Source organism: Corallococcus sp. AB030, assembly GCF_003668965.1.
Taxonomy (GTDB): domain Bacteria; phylum Myxococcota; class Myxococcia; order Myxococcales; family Myxococcaceae; genus Corallococcus; species Corallococcus exiguus.
The window spans coordinates 1-433 of sequence record NZ_RAWQ01000504.1 but is presented as its reverse complement, the minus strand read 5'-3'; the positions used below and the strand labels follow the sequence as shown (position 1 = coordinate 433).

Genomic DNA, 433 nt, shown 5'->3' with positions numbered 1-433 from the left:
GGCCACGGTCGCCTCGGCGCTCTGAAGGTTGCGCAGCTCGACCTCGATACGTGTGCCGACCGCGAGCGCGACGCAGCCTTCGATCAGCATGCCTCCGGCAGAGACATTACGGATTCGGCATAGATCCTCACGGCCGTCATGGAGCAGCCGCGCCACCAGCAGGATCGTGTTGTAGCGCGCCTCGCGCGGCTTGAGGTCGCGTGCAACGGCGGTCGGCACGCCGGGCCGGGCGGGATCGACAATCATTGACCATCCGTTGCTGATGCGCGCGTCATTCTACCCAAAATGATGGAGGAGCCGTTACGAAGCGGCCGACTTTTGCAGGGACGTCGCCCGGTTCGCGACCGGTGAAGCGAAGGACGTGCGTCGAGCCTAAGGGATTCTCCTGACGCGACACGGATATGGCTCGCTACTATATTGCTGCGGGGAATTG

The 433-nt window shown here is 63.5% G+C and carries 1 protein-coding gene; it reads right to left on the bottom strand.

The annotated features are described in order from the left end of the window. Window positions 1-246: hypothetical protein (locus tag D7Y15_RS43815; RefSeq protein WP_199746082.1), on the bottom strand; the 246-nt coding region annotated here is incomplete at its 3' end. Between the last annotated feature and the right edge of the window lie 187 nt (window positions 247-433).